The organism is Photobacterium kasasachensis, from assembly GCF_050336885.1.
In the GTDB taxonomy this organism is placed as follows: Bacteria; Pseudomonadota; Gammaproteobacteria; order Enterobacterales; family Vibrionaceae; genus Photobacterium; species Photobacterium kasasachensis.
Map to the genome: position 1 here is coordinate 104,428 of NZ_JAKJSH010000007.1, position 17,223 is coordinate 121,650.

Annotated in this window: 12 protein-coding genes; 5 read left to right on the forward strand and 7 right to left on the reverse strand. The window is 45.1% G+C overall.

What is annotated here, in order from left to right:
• Window positions 1–76: 76 nt before the first annotated feature.
• Window positions 77–934, reverse strand: coding sequence for a GNAT family N-acetyltransferase (locus L4D19_RS10385; protein ID WP_428452392.1), 858 nt, complete (start codon window positions 932–934; stop codon window positions 77–79).
• Window positions 935–1,429: 495 nt separating this feature from the next.
• Between L4D19_RS10385 and L4D19_RS10390 the strand changes: the two genes are divergently transcribed.
• Window positions 1,430–1,918 carry a L,D-transpeptidase family protein gene (locus L4D19_RS10390; RefSeq protein WP_428452393.1) on the forward strand — a complete coding sequence of 163 codons (489 nt, stop codon included), beginning with the start codon at window positions 1,430–1,432 and terminating at the stop codon, window positions 1,916–1,918.
• 82 nt (window positions 1,919–2,000) lie between these two features.
• On the opposite strand, the gene L4D19_RS10395 is transcribed toward L4D19_RS10390, so the two are convergent.
• The 3 genes from L4D19_RS10395 to L4D19_RS10405 form a co-directional block, all read right to left on the reverse strand.
• Window positions 2,001–4,700 (reverse strand): EAL domain-containing protein, encoded by a 2,700-nt coding sequence (locus L4D19_RS10395; RefSeq protein ID WP_428452394.1) that lies wholly within the window; start codon window positions 4,698–4,700, stop codon window positions 2,001–2,003.
• Between the two features lie 198 nt (window positions 4,701–4,898).
• Complete coding sequence (locus tag L4D19_RS10400; RefSeq protein ID WP_428452395.1) at window positions 4,899–6,869, reverse strand: tetratricopeptide repeat-containing diguanylate cyclase; 1,971 nt, start codon at window positions 6,867–6,869, stop codon at window positions 4,899–4,901.
• 264 nt (window positions 6,870–7,133) lie between these two features.
• Window positions 7,134–8,588: an HD domain-containing phosphohydrolase gene (locus L4D19_RS10405; protein ID WP_428452396.1), complete on the reverse strand. Its 1,455-nt coding sequence runs from the start codon at window positions 8,586–8,588 to the stop codon at window positions 7,134–7,136.
• A 377-nt stretch (window positions 8,589–8,965) separates the two neighbouring features.
• Between L4D19_RS10405 and L4D19_RS10410 the strand changes: the two genes are divergently transcribed.
• Both L4D19_RS10410 and L4D19_RS10415 read left to right on the forward strand, forming a co-directional pair.
• Window positions 8,966–9,334, forward strand: coding sequence for a VOC family protein (locus L4D19_RS10410; RefSeq protein WP_428452397.1), 369 nt, complete (start codon window positions 8,966–8,968; stop codon window positions 9,332–9,334).
• A gap of 44 nt (window positions 9,335–9,378) precedes the next feature.
• Window positions 9,379–10,017: a glutathione S-transferase family protein gene (locus L4D19_RS10415; protein ID WP_428452398.1), complete on the forward strand. Its 639-nt coding sequence runs from the start codon at window positions 9,379–9,381 to the stop codon at window positions 10,015–10,017.
• Between the two features lie 211 nt (window positions 10,018–10,228).
• On the opposite strand, the gene L4D19_RS10420 is transcribed toward L4D19_RS10415, so the two are convergent.
• Window positions 10,229–11,962: a hypothetical protein gene (locus L4D19_RS10420; protein ID WP_428452399.1), complete on the reverse strand. Its 1,734-nt coding sequence runs from the start codon at window positions 11,960–11,962 to the stop codon at window positions 10,229–10,231.
• Between the two features lie 201 nt (window positions 11,963–12,163).
• Window positions 12,164–13,054 carry a LysR substrate-binding domain-containing protein gene (locus tag L4D19_RS10425; RefSeq protein ID WP_428452400.1) on the reverse strand — a complete coding sequence of 297 codons (891 nt, stop codon included), beginning with the start codon at window positions 13,052–13,054 and terminating at the stop codon, window positions 12,164–12,166.
• Between the two features lie 130 nt (window positions 13,055–13,184).
• Between L4D19_RS10425 and L4D19_RS10430 the strand changes: the two genes are divergently transcribed.
• Together L4D19_RS10430 and L4D19_RS10435 are read left to right on the forward strand one after the other, a co-directional pair.
• Complete coding sequence (locus L4D19_RS10430) at window positions 13,185–13,619, forward strand: carboxymuconolactone decarboxylase family protein (protein WP_428452401.1); 435 nt, start codon at window positions 13,185–13,187, stop codon at window positions 13,617–13,619.
• 341 nt (window positions 13,620–13,960) lie between these two features.
• Window positions 13,961–15,577 (forward strand): BCCT family transporter, encoded by a 1,617-nt coding sequence (locus L4D19_RS10435; RefSeq protein WP_428452402.1) that lies wholly within the window; start codon window positions 13,961–13,963, stop codon window positions 15,575–15,577.
• A gap of 50 nt (window positions 15,578–15,627) precedes the next feature.
• On the opposite strand, the gene L4D19_RS10440 is transcribed toward L4D19_RS10435, so the two are convergent.
• Window positions 15,628–17,094 carry a glycoside hydrolase family 19 protein gene (locus tag L4D19_RS10440; RefSeq protein WP_428452403.1) on the reverse strand — a complete coding sequence of 489 codons (1,467 nt, stop codon included), beginning with the start codon at window positions 17,092–17,094 and terminating at the stop codon, window positions 15,628–15,630.
• Between the last annotated feature and the right edge of the window lie 129 nt (window positions 17,095–17,223).

Sequence of the window (17,223 nt, forward strand, 5' to 3'; positions counted from 1 at the left end):
GCGTGCCCGAGGAACCGATAAAACTATGATCTCTGAACAGACAATGGTCTCTGTACAGGCTCACTTATGGGAGGTGTTAAGCCATGCCTTCGACAAAGATAACCGGATCCTGATAGCTGATCGCCATTCCTTCGTCCATGAGCTCTTCGATGATGTCGTCATTCATTTCTACAAACGCTTCGCTCAGGATATCGCAAATCGCCTCCCCTCCTGGTGTCAAAGCCAAAGCGGAGAACCAGGGTTTCAGCCTGATCTTTCCTTGCAGCACATGATGAAGGTTCAGCATGTCTTTACGCGCAATATTTACAATGCTGTTTGCCAGGCTGGTCGCTATTCCCAGAGAACGGTATTCAGGCAATACATAGACAGTATGCAAAGAGAGCTCATAACACAACTCTGATGAATGGAACGGAAAACGATGGTCTTCGATATAACGACTGAAAAGTGCCGTAGCAATCAACTCGTCATGGCAATATACAAGCAATGCTACATCATTGTCGGATTGATACTGGCGTTGAAAAGGTGCTTCCAGCAGGCTTGATTCAGCAGCAAAGGTGCTCATGCCATCGTTGCCATTCAGCACCTGGATTTCATAGCTAGCTTCAGCAAGCGGTTTAAGAACTGTCACTCCGTCTGTCAGCGCCAACGGTTCTAACACTCCCTCCAGGGTTAATGCAGATAACGGCAGCAATCTCACCTGATCATAGCAAGAACATGCACGGTGGCCTGTCGGTTTCAGAAGCCCGAAAGCATCAATTTGGAATACATCTTCACAATTATCATCTGCATGTATATCAACAACATACCATTTTTGCTTTTTATTAAGCTCCAACTCTAACGCCCATTGAACAACTTGTTGCCAACGGGAATAAGATTGAATTAATTGAAATGACGTTTCTTCCAGATGATAAACCTGATAACGATCTTGTTGCATCACATAAAACCTTGCCAATGAAAATAAGCAATCATTTGATTATTTATCATATCAAAGTTAACCAAACTCATCGCATGGCATAAAGCAAAGTTGTGATGTATGAGTTATTCGGTGAGATGTTTTGACGTTTTTTACGGCATTATTTCGGCATTTTTCAGTCAATATTTTGACGCCAAAAAAGTGACAATATTTTGCCTTATTCTCGGCAAAATAATTACTATATTTATTTCAATACATTGAAATTAAAACAACAAGTTTGGGATCAATATCACCTCATAAAAGGCACATGAAATATTGATAATTTATATTACATTGACTAAAGTCAGCCATGTCAGAGCAATGTCAAAAACAATAATAACCATTATTGATGGCCATAAGGCTTACCGGAATAATAACAGCAAGGATGCTTATGAAGTAATAACTCTATTTCTTATTCGTTATTAAAGACTCCATTATTATTTTACACAATAAATTTATAACAATATTAAGCAGTTAATGAAAAAATTACTTTTTATATTATTAGTAGTCGCCTCACAAAGCGCAATGGCATTCAGTGACAGACCTACCGCTGATATGGTTTTGGTTAAGAAAGCCGAACGAAAAATGTTCCTGATAAAGAATGATACCGTCTTTCGTGAATATAATATCAGTTTAGGTAAGCAACCTGTTGGACATAAACAAAAACGGGGAGATAACCGAACACCAGAAGGCTTATATACACTCGATTTCAAAAACAGACAAAGTAAGTTCCATCTGAGTTTGCATATCGATTATCCTAACCAGCAAGACAGGTTGAGAGCTCAGCAACTCGGTGTTGATCCGGGCGGAGATATCTTTATTCACGGATTGCCAAACGGAAAGAACATGCCCCTTGTCTACGAAGGCGTAGACTGGACCCGAGGCTGTATTGCAGTAAACAACCCGCAAATCAGAGAAATTGCCCAGTACGTGTCAGACGGTACACCGATTCGAATTGCGCCGTAACGGTCACTACACACTTAGGGATAGCTCTCCGTCAGCCAGAAGAATTAGAGTACGGAGAGTTATCACAACCTTTATTCTTGCATCACCTTACTGGTTGCGTAACACGCCCATCCAGCGCAACGCGCAAGCTCTCTTCATATGACAAAGGCTTGGAGAAGAAATACCCCTGAAGTTCTTCGACCTTCAACCCCTGTAACGCTTTCTTTTGCTGCTCAGTTTCGACCCCTTCAGCCACCATTTTAAGTCCGAGAGCCTTCGACATGCTCACCACACTGCTAATGAGTATTTCCCCTTGGTCATCGACACCAATGCGCTTGACAAAATTTTGATCCAGCTTGACGACATCAAGCGGAAACTCGCACAGTGAATTCAACGCCGAATAGCCGGTTCCAAAGTCATCAAGTGCCAACTTGACCCCCATGTTCTTGATTACCTGCATTCGGTGAATAACCTGCTTGGTCGAGCCTATCAACATACTTTCGGTTATTTCGATCGTCAGATTCTCAGGCTCAATCTGATGTCGCTCAAGCACAGACTGTATCTGGTGAAGTAGCTGGGAATGCGAAAAATGCGGACTCGACAAATTCACATGCACCGATAGCGGCGCTAAGTTATTTTCCCGACGCTGGCGGTTAACTTGCGCCAAGAACTCACAGGATTTATCCAAAATTCGGCTGCCAAGGGCGATAATCATTTCTCGTGACTCTGCCATCGGAATAAACCGGCCCGGCGACACCTCTCCAAGCTCCGGATGGTACCATCGAGCCAATGCTTCGAAACCAGATATTTCTTCAGTAGCAGCACACACTAGAGGCTGAAACTTAGGATAGATACTGCCATCGCGAATAGCCTTGGCGATATCTCGCTGAATCAAAATATGACTCTTTAGCTGTTCCGCAATACGATGGTTGAACAGCTGAATCCGTGATGGCTTTAATCCCGCCCGGTAGGTTGCATACTCGGCGGCATTCATCATTTCATCTGCAGATAAAATTTGTTTTGTCGTTAGCACAACTCCCACTGAGACGGTTAGCTGAACTTCGACACCTTCGACCATTAACGGCTCATGCAGCGCTTCGATAATGGCTTTGGCATGACGATAAGGCATAAAACGGCTGCCTTCAGTCAGTACAAAGGCAAATTCACTGTCTGCCACACGTCCCAGGGTTCCCCTACCGACAACACGCTTAAGCATTCTGGCAACGGCCACCAGCACCTCATCGGCCATTTGGTGCCCGAATGCGCCAGCGACAATATTAAACCTTTCTATCCGGATATAAATCAGCGCAGGTGAGATTAACTGTGGTCCTTGCTGTTTATCAGCCAGTTTGTTCGATAACAGTTTATAAAGGGTCTGACGATTGGCCAGTCCCGTCACCGTATCGTATTTTTCGAGTTGTTTAATCAACCCTTCCTGCTTTTTCTGGTGGCTGACATCTTTAACGGACAGCATCAGCGCCTCGCCATTTTGTTGTTTAATGGGAGTCACTTCCAGCTTACAAGTAATCAAACTGCCGTCTGCTGCCAGCATATCCGTATCAAAATGTCTTTGTCCGGCGGCTACAGCTTGATACATGGCATCGACCTTGCCACTTTGATCACCGGATTCCGAACAGATATTCAGTAAAGGCTGACCGACAAGAACCCTCCCAGACGGATAGTGCAAAATAGAGGCTAAGGTATCATTGGCATCAACAATTTGACCATCAAGCACGATGACCAGCCCAAGGTTGCTGGTGCGGTACAAGGCTTCAAACTTTTGAGCAACATCATTAAGGGCTGAGTCGGTATGGGATGATTTTGTCAGGATTTGGTTTATAACCTCGCCCACCATCGAGAACTCATCGTTACCATCAACTTTCATCGGAGTGCTGTACTCGTCCCGGATCAGGGTCTCAAGTCCTTTTTCGAGCGCGATAAAACGGCTACCCACTTTTCGGCGAAACGCGAGCAAAGTCACTACACCGGTAATCACAGCGGATATAAGCATCGCTGCGGCTAACCAGATAATAAGCTGGTTACCTTCCTGGTAGATAGTTCGTGGTCGGCTGCTTTTTAGAATAGCTAAGGGATTACTGTTGAAATCATTGAGCACAACGCAGGCCGAAAGATCTTTCCCGTTATTCTCAATTTGAGTAAGAGGAATTAGCTTACCCTCTATGCTGTCTTGCGGTGTTACCGCAACCAGCGTATTTTCGGCAGATAATACTTCCTCGAATTGACTGGGGAAAACGGCTGATAAATAGCGCCCCCAAATCAGCCAGCCGCCAACCGGGCTATTGGCAAGGCTGTTTCGAATCGGCGTCACGCTGACGACCAGCACTTTACCCGATATTGATATCAGTCCTGATTTAACTTGGTTTTCGGGATGGTGACCTTGAGTAAGAGCATCAAGGTAGTCGCCTATCCCCTGCAAGGACAATAGCTGATGAAGTATGTCAGGTGAAATCTTCGATGTTCGACCATGCCCACTTGCCATCGAGCTTTCAATGATCTCTCCTTCTTTGCTGACAAAAAGCATCAAATCAAGCTCAAGGTTATTCAGCGCATCAAAGTTCAGGTTTCGATCCCGGTAGGCATCATCACCTTTGGTCACAAGCTGATAGCTTTCATCCCAGTTCGCCCAGTCGTATGAACGCTCTCCCTGACCGCGAATAAGAATATCGATGACGGCTTTAGCCTGATAGTTATCCTTAAGAATCTGCTGGCGCTCAATATCATTAAGGTTCAAAAGAAAAAAATAACGGGCACAAAACAAGCAGATAGCAGCAATCGCAAACAAGCCTGCTCCAAATAATAGAGCCGTTCTTGTGCTTAGCTTGGCAGGTGCAAGAGTTTTTATTCTCATTTTCCATTAACAGTCGCAGTTTCATTCCATCAAAGAATATCAATTTACCCTTTGCAGACGCAACAAATCACGGGCGCTACTAATAGTGAAGAAATACGGCAAGCTGTAAATAATACCCCGTAAACCGTGTACTCAACATGGGTAATTTACTAATTTGTATCCATTTCTTCCTGCCGCTTTTACGCTGTACAGCGCTTTATCGGCCGCCATCATAATTGCATCCCACTCACTCTGCAACTGCTGCTGGGACGCTGTAAATACTGCCCCCATAGAAACAGTAACAGTAATATCTCCGGCGCTGGTAGGAAAAGCTGTTTCAGAAATAGCCGAGCTTAGACACGCCAGAATATTATCGGCTTCATGTTCAGGTGTATTGATTATCAACACGAACTCTTCCCCTCCCCAGCGAACACTCAGATCCCCGCTACACGATGCTTTTTTTACTCGCTGAGCCAGCAAGATCAGCACCTGGTCACCAACATCATGTCCCAGCTTGTCATTGATAGATTTGAAATGATCAATGTCTAGTAATACCACAAGAGCGGTTCTTTGCTCGGGTCTTGAAGAAATGGTTGTCAGCCACCTTTCAAGGTAACGACGATTGTTAAGACGAGTCAGCGGATCTTGCATCGACTGGGTGGCCAGTTCCGCATTTGACTGCTCCAAAGCGATATTGTTGCGGCTAATACTGCTGTAGCGACGGTAAAGCATATACAGCACAATCAAAATTAATACAGTGCCGACCTTCAGCATGTTTTCACGGGCTTCCTGCTCTGCAAGACGCGCTGAGCTCAAGGCATTCTCCGTTTTCAACAGCACGATTTCGTGTTCTTTTTCTTTCGCTTCAAACCGCTCCTGTAAATCAAACAGCTCTTTCCTCCTAGCATCAAACAAGTACTCTTTGCCTTGTACTGCATACTGTTTGTAATACTTGAGGGCCAGCTTGAAATCGCCCGATGCCTCATAAATATTAGCAATAATATTACTCACGTAGATGTAGCGCTTGCGATTTTTCCTTTTTTCATAGGTATCCAGGGCAAGAAAGGCATGTTCAAGTGCCTGATCAGTTTGATTTAACAACAAATACGACTCAGCCAAGCTTTCATTACAATTGGCGATCCCCCGGGGCTCGTTATATGTTTCTGCCAACCTCAGGCAAGCTATTGAACTCTCCATCGCTTCCTGTGGCATACCATGATCCTGTTGCATGGCAGACAGATTCATGAGGGCAGTCAGCTTCACACGGTAAGAGCTGGTTTTTGCCGCCATTTTCATCGCTTCGTTAATATGAGCAACACGCTCGTCTGGTCTATTTAAATACTTAGTAATAACGCTGCCATTGATATGGAGTATTGCTTCGGCAAATGGATTGGAAAATGCCTGCTCATGATAGATATCCAACGCTTGGCTCAGGTAATGGTCAGCTTTGTCCCACTCCTCCATACGTATATAAACCGTTGAAATATTCGATAGAACGCGGGCAATTTGCAGCTTGTCACCACACCCGAGGAAAATCTCATACGCATTCTGGTAGCTCTGTAGTCCCTGCTTATATTCCGAACGGTCAATATAGATATTTCCCTGCCACTTCAGCGCACGGGCAAGCAAGGATGAATACTCCAGCTCCCTCGCCAGATCGACAACGACAGCTACCGTTGATTCCGCCAGTTCGTAGTTTCGCTTATCCACCAGCTCAGCAGCTTCAGCCAACCATGCCTCAGCGACCATCCATTTACTGCCAGTTTTCTCGCCAAGCTGCTTTAGCTCGCGAATATAGCTCATTGCCTTAATATCATTGTCACCTTCGGCCTGCTCAATGTTGTACTTAACCAGCAAAAATATCGCCTGTCTTACTGAGGAATAAGAAGGATCTATTTTTTTTGCCACTACCGGCAGGCGCTGCTCTGCTTTTTTGGGTGCAATTAAAGACTGTACATAAAGATCCAGCAAAGGCTGTTCCTTATCGCTTGATATCGACTTCAAGAAATGGGTACAGGGTTGGTTGCTGTCTTGACCAGCCATTGAACGATAGGAAAACGTCACGGCAGCAAGCATGATTAATAGAATTGAAAAACGCGCTATCAACTTTGAAGGCTCAGGCATAAAACTCTTTATAGATTAGTAATTGTCGTTGTTCCCTCACAACATTCCATCGGGGCTATTAGTACCAGAGATTGTATTACAAATACAATCTCTATCCTTTTATTTTGTCAATCAATATCAAGAAATGCCGATGTCATCATCAACATGGTATCTAATTCCGACAATAACGAGTAATCGCAATTAAAGTAATAAAGTGCAACAAAAGTTCATTTATAAAAAAACCCGCAAAAAAGCGGGCATTTATATATCTCGTGAATAATTTACTTAAGCGACCATCGCCTCTTCATCTTGATAATTTCGCGCAATATCCACAAACTCATTTTCACATTCTAAGAAGGCCTCGACCACTTGCGGATCGAAATGTGTTCCCTTCCCTTCCAGAATGATTGCCTTGGCCTTTTCATGACTAAACGCAGGCTTGTACACTCGCTTCGAAATCAGGGCATCATAGACATCAGCTAATGCCATCAACCGGCCTGACAAGGGTATTTCTTCTCCAGCTAATCCGGCCGGATAGCCACTTCCGTTCCACTTCTCGTGGTGAGTCAGTGCAATTTCACGCGCCAGAGACAAGAAGGTCGAGCTTCCCATTTGTTTTTCAGCCGTTGCAATCGACTCAGCTCCGATCAGGGCGTGCGTTTTCATGGTCTCAAACTCTTCGTCAGTGAGTTTACCCGGCTTGAGCAGTATCGCATCCGGAATCCCAACTTTACCGATATCATGCAGTGGAGCCGACTTATACAGCAAATCTATCCGCTCATCTGTCAGATAATCACGAAAAGCATCTCGATACTTGAGCCGTTTGGCCAGCGCCCTGACATACTCCTGCGTTCGCAATATATGTGCGCCAGTTTCATTGTCGCGGGATTCAGCCAGAGCCGATAGCCCGACAATAGCTACATCGCGAGTCTGGTTAACCTCATCATAGCTTTTCTCCAGTCGGATCAGCATCTCATTGGTATAATACGCAATTGTCCCCATCTCGCCATGCTGGACAACGGGCACGCGAACAGATAAATCTCCCTTAGCCGCCTCTTCGAGCACCTGCTGCTGGTTGACTAACAATAAACGCAACAACTTCAGCCACTGATACATGATGGAGACGGTATAGGCGACAAGAACAACGGCAACATAGACAAACTCTTTGACGATACTGACAATCGCAGAATGCGGACCCGTTACCGCAATGTTTTCAGCCAGCCAACGGACATCTTTGAGCATCAGCATACCCAGTATCGTTGTCAGCAAGGTAACCACAAACACCACCATCCCCGCCATCTGGAAGGCAAGTGAATGACGATAACTCTGAATACCCGCCAGCTCCGATACCTTGATCTGCTTGGGATAATGCAAGATCTGACTATACAAAGAGAGATCCAGGCTGATCAGCACACCCAGGCTACCAATACCAAACAAGACCTTAAAGCTGCTCTCGATGGGGAAGTCATGAAAAACGTTGTACCAGACAGACAGTCCAATGGCTCCTACAGCGAATATAGCCAGATTCTTTGTTACGCAGTGGATACTGTCACCGGCTTTGATCCATAACGATCGCAACGCAAACATCAGCGAAAATGCCACCAAGGCGTAGAGCCCGGCCTGCCATCCCGAAAGCGTATCGAGAAAAGGACATACCCGCCCGCCATACAAACTAAAAATCCCTGCTGCAAGCGTGTAATGAATCGCAGCTCGTTTTGTCAGTTGTTGTTCTGTATTCATCGCTACTTATTGTTAGTATGAATTTGGTTCAGTGTAACCAAATGTTAAAAACATTTCATTCACTTAAGTTATCCAATAGTGACGTGGCATCTACTTAAAATGGTCCGCCTAAGTGCCTTACTATCTCAATCCTCATCAATAACCAAACACCATCAAAGGTGACCCTGTAACTCACTAGTTCTACTCAAATAATAAAAACATCCCCAAGGCGCATTAATCCAAGGGCTTACCCTACTCTAAAGTGCAAAAGTCATACTGCTGTCATTTGCAAAGGCCATATTAATAACCACCTGAAATCAGTACTTTTTATCAATATAACGTTGCTGTATCATTACTGTATATATATACAATATCAATCTGTCTAATAAGGACCTGTTGTGATCATCAACCATGTCTCAGTCGGTACAAATGATATCTCAGCTGCCATTCGATTCTATGATGCAGTATTTGCAACACTTGAAATTCAACGCTCACACGTTATCGATGGTGTTGCCGCTTCATACGGTGAAAGCTTCGAGTTTTGGGTTGGCAGCCCCTGTGACGATAAGCCAACATCCGGAAACGGTTCTCATTTTGCCTTTACTGCCCCGACAACACAGTCTGTCGACGAATTTTATCAAGTTGCTCTGAAGCAAGGCGGCCGCTGTGGTGGCAAGCCCGGACTGCGCCCCCAGTATGGTAAATCTTATTACGCGGCATATATCTACGACTTAGACGGAAACAAAATTGAAGCTGTCTGTTGTTAGCCCTTCAGTCTAAAAGCCCTAGATACTATTGAAAAGGACTCAACGTGTACCAACTATATTACTACCCCAACAACGCCAGTCTAGCTCCCCACTTTCTGCTTCATGAGATGCAGCTTGATTATGACCTGATACTTGTTGACCGAAAATCTAATGGGCAAAAGTCTTCAGAGTACCTGAAGTTAAACCCTGCGGGCCGGATCCCTACATTGATTGATGATGAAAAAACATTATTCGAAAGTCCGGCCATCTGTATTCACCTTTGTGAACAGCACCCCGAAAAAGGCTTAATTCCACCGTTAGGAAGCAAAGAAAGGCCATTGTTCTTTCAGTGGTTGGCTTATTTAAACAACACACTTCAAGCTGAACTTATGGTCCGTTACTACCCACATAGACATACGTTTAACGAGGGAGGCATACCAGCGATTAGAGAAGCGCAAGATGAACGCGTTGCGGAATCTTTGCAAATTATCAATGAAGCATTAGCAGGCAAACAATATCTGCTCGGCGATGATATCTCCGCCTGTGACTTCTTCCTATTCATGCTCTCGTTGTGGTCGCTTGGCACCAAGAAATCACCGGTGTCATTCCCCCATTTAAGTACGTACCTTAAACGCATGGCTCAACATCCAACGGTTCGTGAAGTCTGTGAGTTTGAAAATATTGATCTTCAGCCTTTTAATTAATTGCTTGAACTGAAACTTAAGTTATTTCAAAAAATAGAATGTTCTATGAGCCATTTCTATATAAATCTTCCATACCAATGCCAACGGGCAGAACTGCTTACAGGTATCAAGAAAATGATCCTTATTGTCTTATTGAACCACTCGTCTAACAAAAAACCGGCATCATAATGCCGGTTTTTTTGTTCTGCTAAACGATATATTTGTAACGTAATCAGAAAATATATACTGCGCCAGCATTAGGCCATGAACGGTCACTCCAATCTAGTTTTGGATCAGACGGGTGGCCAGGGGCACCTACAGCTAATTTATTCGTCCCTGGTTTGAATTTCAGTGATGCGCCAAACTCTTCATTGACCCCAGAAACACTGTCTCCAGTAATCGCTCCTTCCCAGGCAAATTTACGGTCACCGTATTCATTCAAGCGATAAATATAGACGGTACCATCAAGATCACCACCCCGCTCCAATGTATCAGGACTGGTATGGAATCCAAATCCTCGCCATGGTGCTAACGGTGCCGAAACAGCTAGGAAGCCTTTATCACTGAGAGCAAGTTGACTACCAAACTTTTGTCCCGCAGAGGCTTTCACAGGAGAAATTGCATCAATCTGGCTCCAAAAGCCTCTTTGTTCATCGTATTTATACGTCAACACACGATCAATTCCCGGCGCGCCGATCAGAACAAGGTTCGCTGCCTTATTGATTACAACGGAACTACCAAAGCCACTGTTTTCTTTTTGATAACCATCAGGCAAAGTCAGAACCGTTTCTAGCTGCCAAATTTCACTCGTATTTCTTGGTGCTAATGCCTTGCGATAAACATAAGCCGCACCACCGTGCTTAATTTCACTGGCCGTACCTTTTAGCAACGAATCCATTGGTGCACCAACAACCAAGACTTCATCCTTAGCAATAGCGATACTGGCACCAAATTTTGCATCTGCTGCCAAATCATCAGGGCGTTTGACGACAAACTGGCCCGGAGACGGGATCGTCTTCATATATTGCTCGGGTGCGGCCGGGAACTTCAGATCTTTAAAGTAGTAATATGAAACCTCGCCACTCGAATTTTGTGCCGGATGTCCCATAACAACCATGCCCCCATCTTTACCCGAACTTGCCAAAGAGGCACCATAACCGTCGCTTACAGGACCGCGTGGCGATGTATGACCTTGAAGCCAACGCTCAGGCTTACCATTATTGGTGATATCCATTGTTTTGGCCATATAGACAAAAGCTTCTGACTTATCTGTTTCGGTTGTTCCCGGTACCGTTGCCGCAGCCAGGAAAAAATCATCGAAAGAGCTGCCAACGGTCACTAAACCATTAGCTCGAGTCGTATGACTGCCAGCTGTTATTAAATATGATTTTCGTAAAAGGTTCTCATCAACCTGGTATTGTCCGTTCTCATGAGCAGAATAAATTTGGGCAATGCGTCTCGAATCATCAACAGTATTGATCAACAGGTAATCCTGCTGCCACGCAACAGCATTACCAAAACGTGCACTATCCGAATCATAGCGACTAACGCTAGTTTTTACTTTTGAAACGGCTTGATCCAAGTCTTCAAGCCGGAACTTCGCTGATTTTACAAAGCAGTAGTCAGAGCTATCACATGCAAGCAGCTCGTAATCAGCCGTGGTTGCATCCATATCAACCAGCTCAAGGCTCAGCTTCATCGAAGTGCCTGTTAACCGTGAAGCAACGACCTCATCAGATAAACGCTGACCACTCGAACGATAACGAACAAGCTTGTAGTAAGCAGCTCCACTGACCTGATTCCAACCAAGAGTTACTGCTCCCCCCTGGTTATCCGAAGGTGTAACCGTAACAAACGTTCCTTTTTCCTGAGTAGTTGGAGATGCCGCGGCATCACTTCCGCCACCACCACCGCATGCAGACAAACTCAAAGCAATACATATAGGTAACAACAAATTATTATTCATTTTAAAACTCAACAGAAAAATGTGTTATGAAAGGATCGGAACTCTAAATGAACACCGTATTTTTCCGGCGAGTCTAACCAATGTAACAAAATATTGCAATATAAGAATAAAATTACATAACTGATGCCAATAGAGAATATTCCATAAAGAATACCTTGCCTTTCTCCACAGACACTTTACATGGATGGGCATAGTGCCCCTTTAAGTGAACCGGATTTGCTCCACCAGAAAGTCAATAAATACTCGTACTCTGGGGCTCAGAGCTTGTTCGGAATAAAATACAGCATGAATTGGTATATCCTCGTTCACCCAATATTGCTCTAATACCGGTTCAAGCAAGCCAGCTTCCAGTTCCTGCTGAACGGTGAAATTCGACAAGCAAGCGATTCCTAACCCATTTACTGCCATCTGCTTCAGAGTCTCACCGCTGTTACTGCTCATATCAGGCGTAATACTCAGCCTTTCTCCATGCTGATCAAGCAACGGCCAGTGATTAAGCAACTTGTATTTATCGAATCCAAGAAGCTTATGTGTAGGTAACTCGTCAATGCGACCGGGATAGCCGATCCGCTTAAGGTAACCAGGGCTTGCATATAACCCCCGCTGCGTCACTCCTAGCTTTCGGGCCTTAAGGCTCGAATCACTTAGTTGACCAATTCGAATCGCAACATCCACTTTTCTTTCGATTAAATCACTGATCGAATCATTGCTCACAAGCGTCACTTTAATATCCGGATAACGCTGAACAAATACCGGTAACAAAGGCACGATTGCATTCAAAGCAAATGATGAGGCCGCATCGACAGTTAAAGACCCTACAGGCTGCTGATATTTGCGAGAAAAGTGATGCTCGATAGCCGAAACGCCTTCAGAAACATGCCTTGCCCTGTCAATGAGCCACAAACCTTCCTCTGTCAACGTCACACGACGCGTTGTCCGGTTAAACAAGGTTGTTTCCAGATCTGCCTCCAGTTTTTTTATCGTTCGACTCACCACAGAGCTTGCGATATTTAGTCGCTCTGCAGCTAGATTGAAGCTACTGGACTCCGCAACGGCAATAAACACTTCCAATTCACTGAGTTTAAGTTTCATTCGCCTCTTCCCCCTTAATTAATGCTATTTTGCTATTAATTACTTAGCAAAATGTACATTTATGTCAACAAAAGGAGCTTTTATATTTGGGGCATGCACACATTACCCAAAACCAATCAAGGAGCGACTCATGTCCCGAGTTAATATCTACACCAGCCAGCCTGAAGCTTATAACGCAATGTTTACACTAGAAAAATATATCAAGAGTTGTAACCTGCCGCCGATCCTGGAAGAACTCATCAGAGTCCGGACATCGCAAATCAACGGCTGTGCATACTGTATTCAAATGCACTCAAAATCCGCACTTGAACACGGAGAAAGTCAGGAACGATTGTTCTCTCTGCCTGCGTGGAAAGAATCACAACTGTTCACCCCCCAAGAACGGGCAGTGCTTGCCCTAACAGAAGAAGCAACGCAGATATCAAATAACGGTGTCAGCGATACCACTTACAGGCAACTTGAGGAGTCGTTCGACCCACCACAAATTGCGCAGCTCATTATGCTGATCTCAACCATGAATGCATGGAACCGAATGGCTATAGCAACCAAAATCCAAGAAAAATAACTGATCGGCTTACCACAATTAGAACACTCCTCAACGAGCACCACACCCAGTCACTTCCCGTGGCTGGTTTTCTTACGCCATCCCGCTATATCACTCGCTTCACGATAGATACGACATGAATAATTAGAGGTCAAAACATTCCACCACACAAGTTACCGCTTTACTGATAAAAACCTTTGTCAAATGATGAAATTCAAATCAAAACTTGTGAGACCCTTATCACAATGTTAACATTCTGCCGATTTTTTTAATTTGAAGTCTAAGTATTTTTCTGTTTTGAGCTGTTTAGATCATGTTTACCAGAGGGAAATACTTAGAGGACAAAACGTTCGAGAAGAAGTATGGATAGCGTATTTAGTAAATACAGTATAGAAACAACGGATTACGAAGTTGGGCAAGACAACATTCAAAAATGGGGATTTGACGTTCATAACCCAGTGTTCGGCATCAGTGCCGGACTGATTATTCTATTTTTGAGTGCACTCTTGCTTGTAGATCCAAGTACTGCCAAAGCCGCCCTCAATGGCCTAAAGTTTCAAATCATTGAAAACTTTGACCTCCTGTTCATGTGGTCTGGCAATATTTTCCTTATTTTTTGCCTTGGCCTGATAGTCTCGCCGCTTGGCAAAGTTAGGCTCGGGGGCATCAATGCCAAACCTGAGCACTCCAAGATCTCATGGCTTGCAATGTTGTTTGCGGCCGGTATGGGTATCGGTCTGATGTTCTGGGGCGTGGCAGAGCCAACAGCCTACTTTACTGGCTGGTATGAAACACCTCTTGCCGTAGAAGCTTATTCACCGGAGGCGAAGGAAGTCGCTCTGGGAGCAACCATGTTCCACTGGGGGATTCATGCATGGTCTATGTATGCAATCGTCGCCCTGTCTCTGGCTTTCTTCACGTTCAACAAAGGCCTGCCACTTTCTATCCGTTCAATCTTTTACCCAATTCTCGGCGATAGAACTTGGGGTTGGTTTGGTAACGCCATTGATATTATGGCTGTTCTGGCTACCCTGTTTGGTCTTGCGACTTCTTTAGGGCTTGGTGCTCAACAGGCAACCAGTGGCATCAATCATGTCTTTGGCACCGATGGTGGCCTTGGCATGCAGCTAGCCGTCATTGCTTTTGTTACTACACTGGCTGTTATGTCTGTTGTTCGTGGTATTGAAGGCGGCGTTAAGGTGCTAAGCAACATCAACATGCTTTTTGCCTTTGCACTGCTTGTCTTCGTTACTCTGGTTGGTTTTGCCATTGCAAAAGGTTCCCTTCCAGCAACTTTCATGGGCTATGTCGAAAATATCATTCCCCTGAGCAACCCGCATGGTCGTGAAGATGAGACCTGGATGCACGGCTGGACAGTCTTTTACTGGGCTTGGTGGATCTCTTGGTCACCATTTGTCGGTATGTTCATTGCCCGCGTTTCTAAAGGCAGAACGGTTAGAGAGTTCCTGATTGCCGTAATCTTTATTCCAACCCTGATTACCCTAATCTGGATGTCTGTGTTTGGTGGTATTGCTATCGACCAGGTGGTGAATAAAGTGGGTGAGCTAGGTGCAAACGGGCTGACTGATATTTCTCTGACTCTGTTTCACGTATTTGATGCTCTGCCATTTGGCTCAATCATCTCAGTAATTTCTATCGCGCTAATCTTGGTGTTTTTTATCACCTCGTCTGATTCAGGCTCTCTGGTTATCGATAGCATTACTGCTGGCGGTAAAGTGGATGCTCCTGTTCCGCAGCGTATCTTCTGGGCAACCGTTGAGGGCGCAATTGCGGCAGTCATGTTGTGGGTCGGCGGAACCGAAGCAATCCAGGCTCTGCAGGCAGGTACCATTGCCACAGCCCTACCGTTTACCATTATTCTCCTATTGATGTGTGTGAGTCTCATCAAAGGGTTAAGAACCGAAACATCGCTCTACACGGCGAAAGGGACGAGCATTAACACAAGCCCTTCTCTTTAATTAAAAACAAATGGTCAGCAACATGCTGACCATTTTTTTACCCGCCCGAACTATTGTCCATCCGGGATCACATTGCCATTTTCATCATAGGCCCGGACATTGAAATGGTACTCGACACATTTCTCGTAATCACCTTTAAATAGCGCATTAAAAGCATACTGATAAGGAACGAGTTTACATGCAAAGCTATGGTTCCCCGGAGTATTCGGATTCCAGCCCCAATCCTTATCCCAGGTGATCATTAACGCTCCTGCTCCGCTTGTATCAAATGGCTTCATATCGGCACAACCCAACTTCTCGCCGGTGATATCAAGATTCAGTTCTTTGGCAAAGAGACGATAATAATCAATTCTGTTTTGCGCCAGATTGGTTTCGGCTCCCTTGTTACATTCATAGGCGCCGTTGATGATCTGAATGGTTGCCCCGAATCCGGCCTCGATGCCCGCCGCTTTGTCCGCGGCATTTGGCTTCCAAGTCCCGTCAATGACATGCAACATACTCGGCTTCGGTGGCTGAGGATAGACATAGAAGAAGACTGCCGAAGCAAGATTCAACCAGGTATCGGCAACCAATGCGGGGTTTTCCAACAAGATACTCTGATCGCCGAACATCGCTTCCGAGAACGGGCCATAGTTATAGTTCCAACTCAGCTGTTTAGCACCACGACCAAAATAACTCTTGCCTGGCGCGCATGGCCACTTCTCGCCCTGCCAGCCGCTGCATTTACTGTAGGTGCTGTCGGGCTTATCTTCGGACTTATACATCTCACGCAGGTAATACAGTCCCTGACGCCACTCTGGTACCCCTTTTGATGTCTCCCAGCTTGGAGCATGTGCCCCTGTTTCCTGGACAAAGTGGGCAAACATGGTGGTGATAGAACGTTTACAGATGTCGTCTGAATTACGACCGTCGGTATATGTTCGACAGAATGCAGGGAATTTGGCTATAGCCTGTAGAAAACGTGTATAGGTGTACTTCTCATTGCGCAGCGGGAAAAGATAGTTCCACATCGCCTCATCAACAATCGTCTCGACACGACGGACATTCTCCGGGTTCGCTATGTTCAGAGGAGTCACAGCTTCCACCAATGCATTATCAAGCGTCGCAATATCTGAGCGAACCAAACTAAACAGCTCTGTGCTGGTTTGTTGTGTTTCGAAAGCTTCCAGCTCACTGCGCGGCATTAAGTACCCGCCTTTGCCATCAGGGATCACCGTCAGGCCGGGTTCCGGATTAGGGTTGGGACCTGGTCCCGGACCAGGCTCTACAGGGGTGGTACAATCCGAGGGTTTCCAAAACCATGATGATGACGCAGACGGTGTATCCCATGCGCCCGGATTATTTTGGGCGATATAGCAACTTCCGTTGTAGCTAACAACATCACCATTAACAACCTGAGTCTGACCTGGCACCCACTCTATAGGTTGTACATTAGCGAGAGTCACGCCGCTTGCACTAACACTGAGTGCCATACCAATCAAATAACCAATTCTTTTAGTCTTATTAATGTTTAACATAAATAACAAGCCTCCGTTCTATCTTTCGGGTTCTGGTTATTATTTGTTCAACAAAAATACGGTGCGATGTGATTCAAATTTAAATTGTCAGGCGTTCGAGTGTATTCACATTATTTCTGATAGCGAGAA

Coding starts and splice junctions, on each gene's coding strand:
- L4D19_RS10385 (WP_428452392.1), bottom strand. CDS start 934: ATGCAACAAGATCGTTATCAGGTTTATCATCTGGAAGAAACGTCATTT.
- L4D19_RS10390 (WP_428452393.1), top strand. CDS start 1,430: ATGAAAAAATTACTTTTTATATTATTAGTAGTCGCCTCACAAAGCGCA.
- L4D19_RS10400 (WP_428452395.1), bottom strand. CDS start 6,869: ATGCCTGAGCCTTCAAAGTTGATAGCGCGTTTTTCAATTCTATTAATC.
- L4D19_RS10405 (WP_428452396.1), bottom strand. CDS start 8,588: ATGAATACAGAACAACAACTGACAAAACGAGCTGCGATTCATTACACG.
- L4D19_RS10420 (WP_428452399.1), bottom strand. CDS start 11,962: ATGAATAATAATTTGTTGTTACCTATATGTATTGCTTTGAGTTTGTCT.
- L4D19_RS10425 (WP_428452400.1), bottom strand. CDS start 13,054: ATGAAACTTAAACTCAGTGAATTGGAAGTGTTTATTGCCGTTGCGGAG.
- L4D19_RS10430 (WP_428452401.1), top strand. CDS start 13,185: ATGTCCCGAGTTAATATCTACACCAGCCAGCCTGAAGCTTATAACGCA.
- L4D19_RS10435 (WP_428452402.1), top strand. CDS start 13,961: ATGGATAGCGTATTTAGTAAATACAGTATAGAAACAACGGATTACGAA.
- L4D19_RS10440 (WP_428452403.1), bottom strand. CDS start 17,094: ATGTTAAACATTAATAAGACTAAAAGAATTGGTTATTTGATTGGTATG.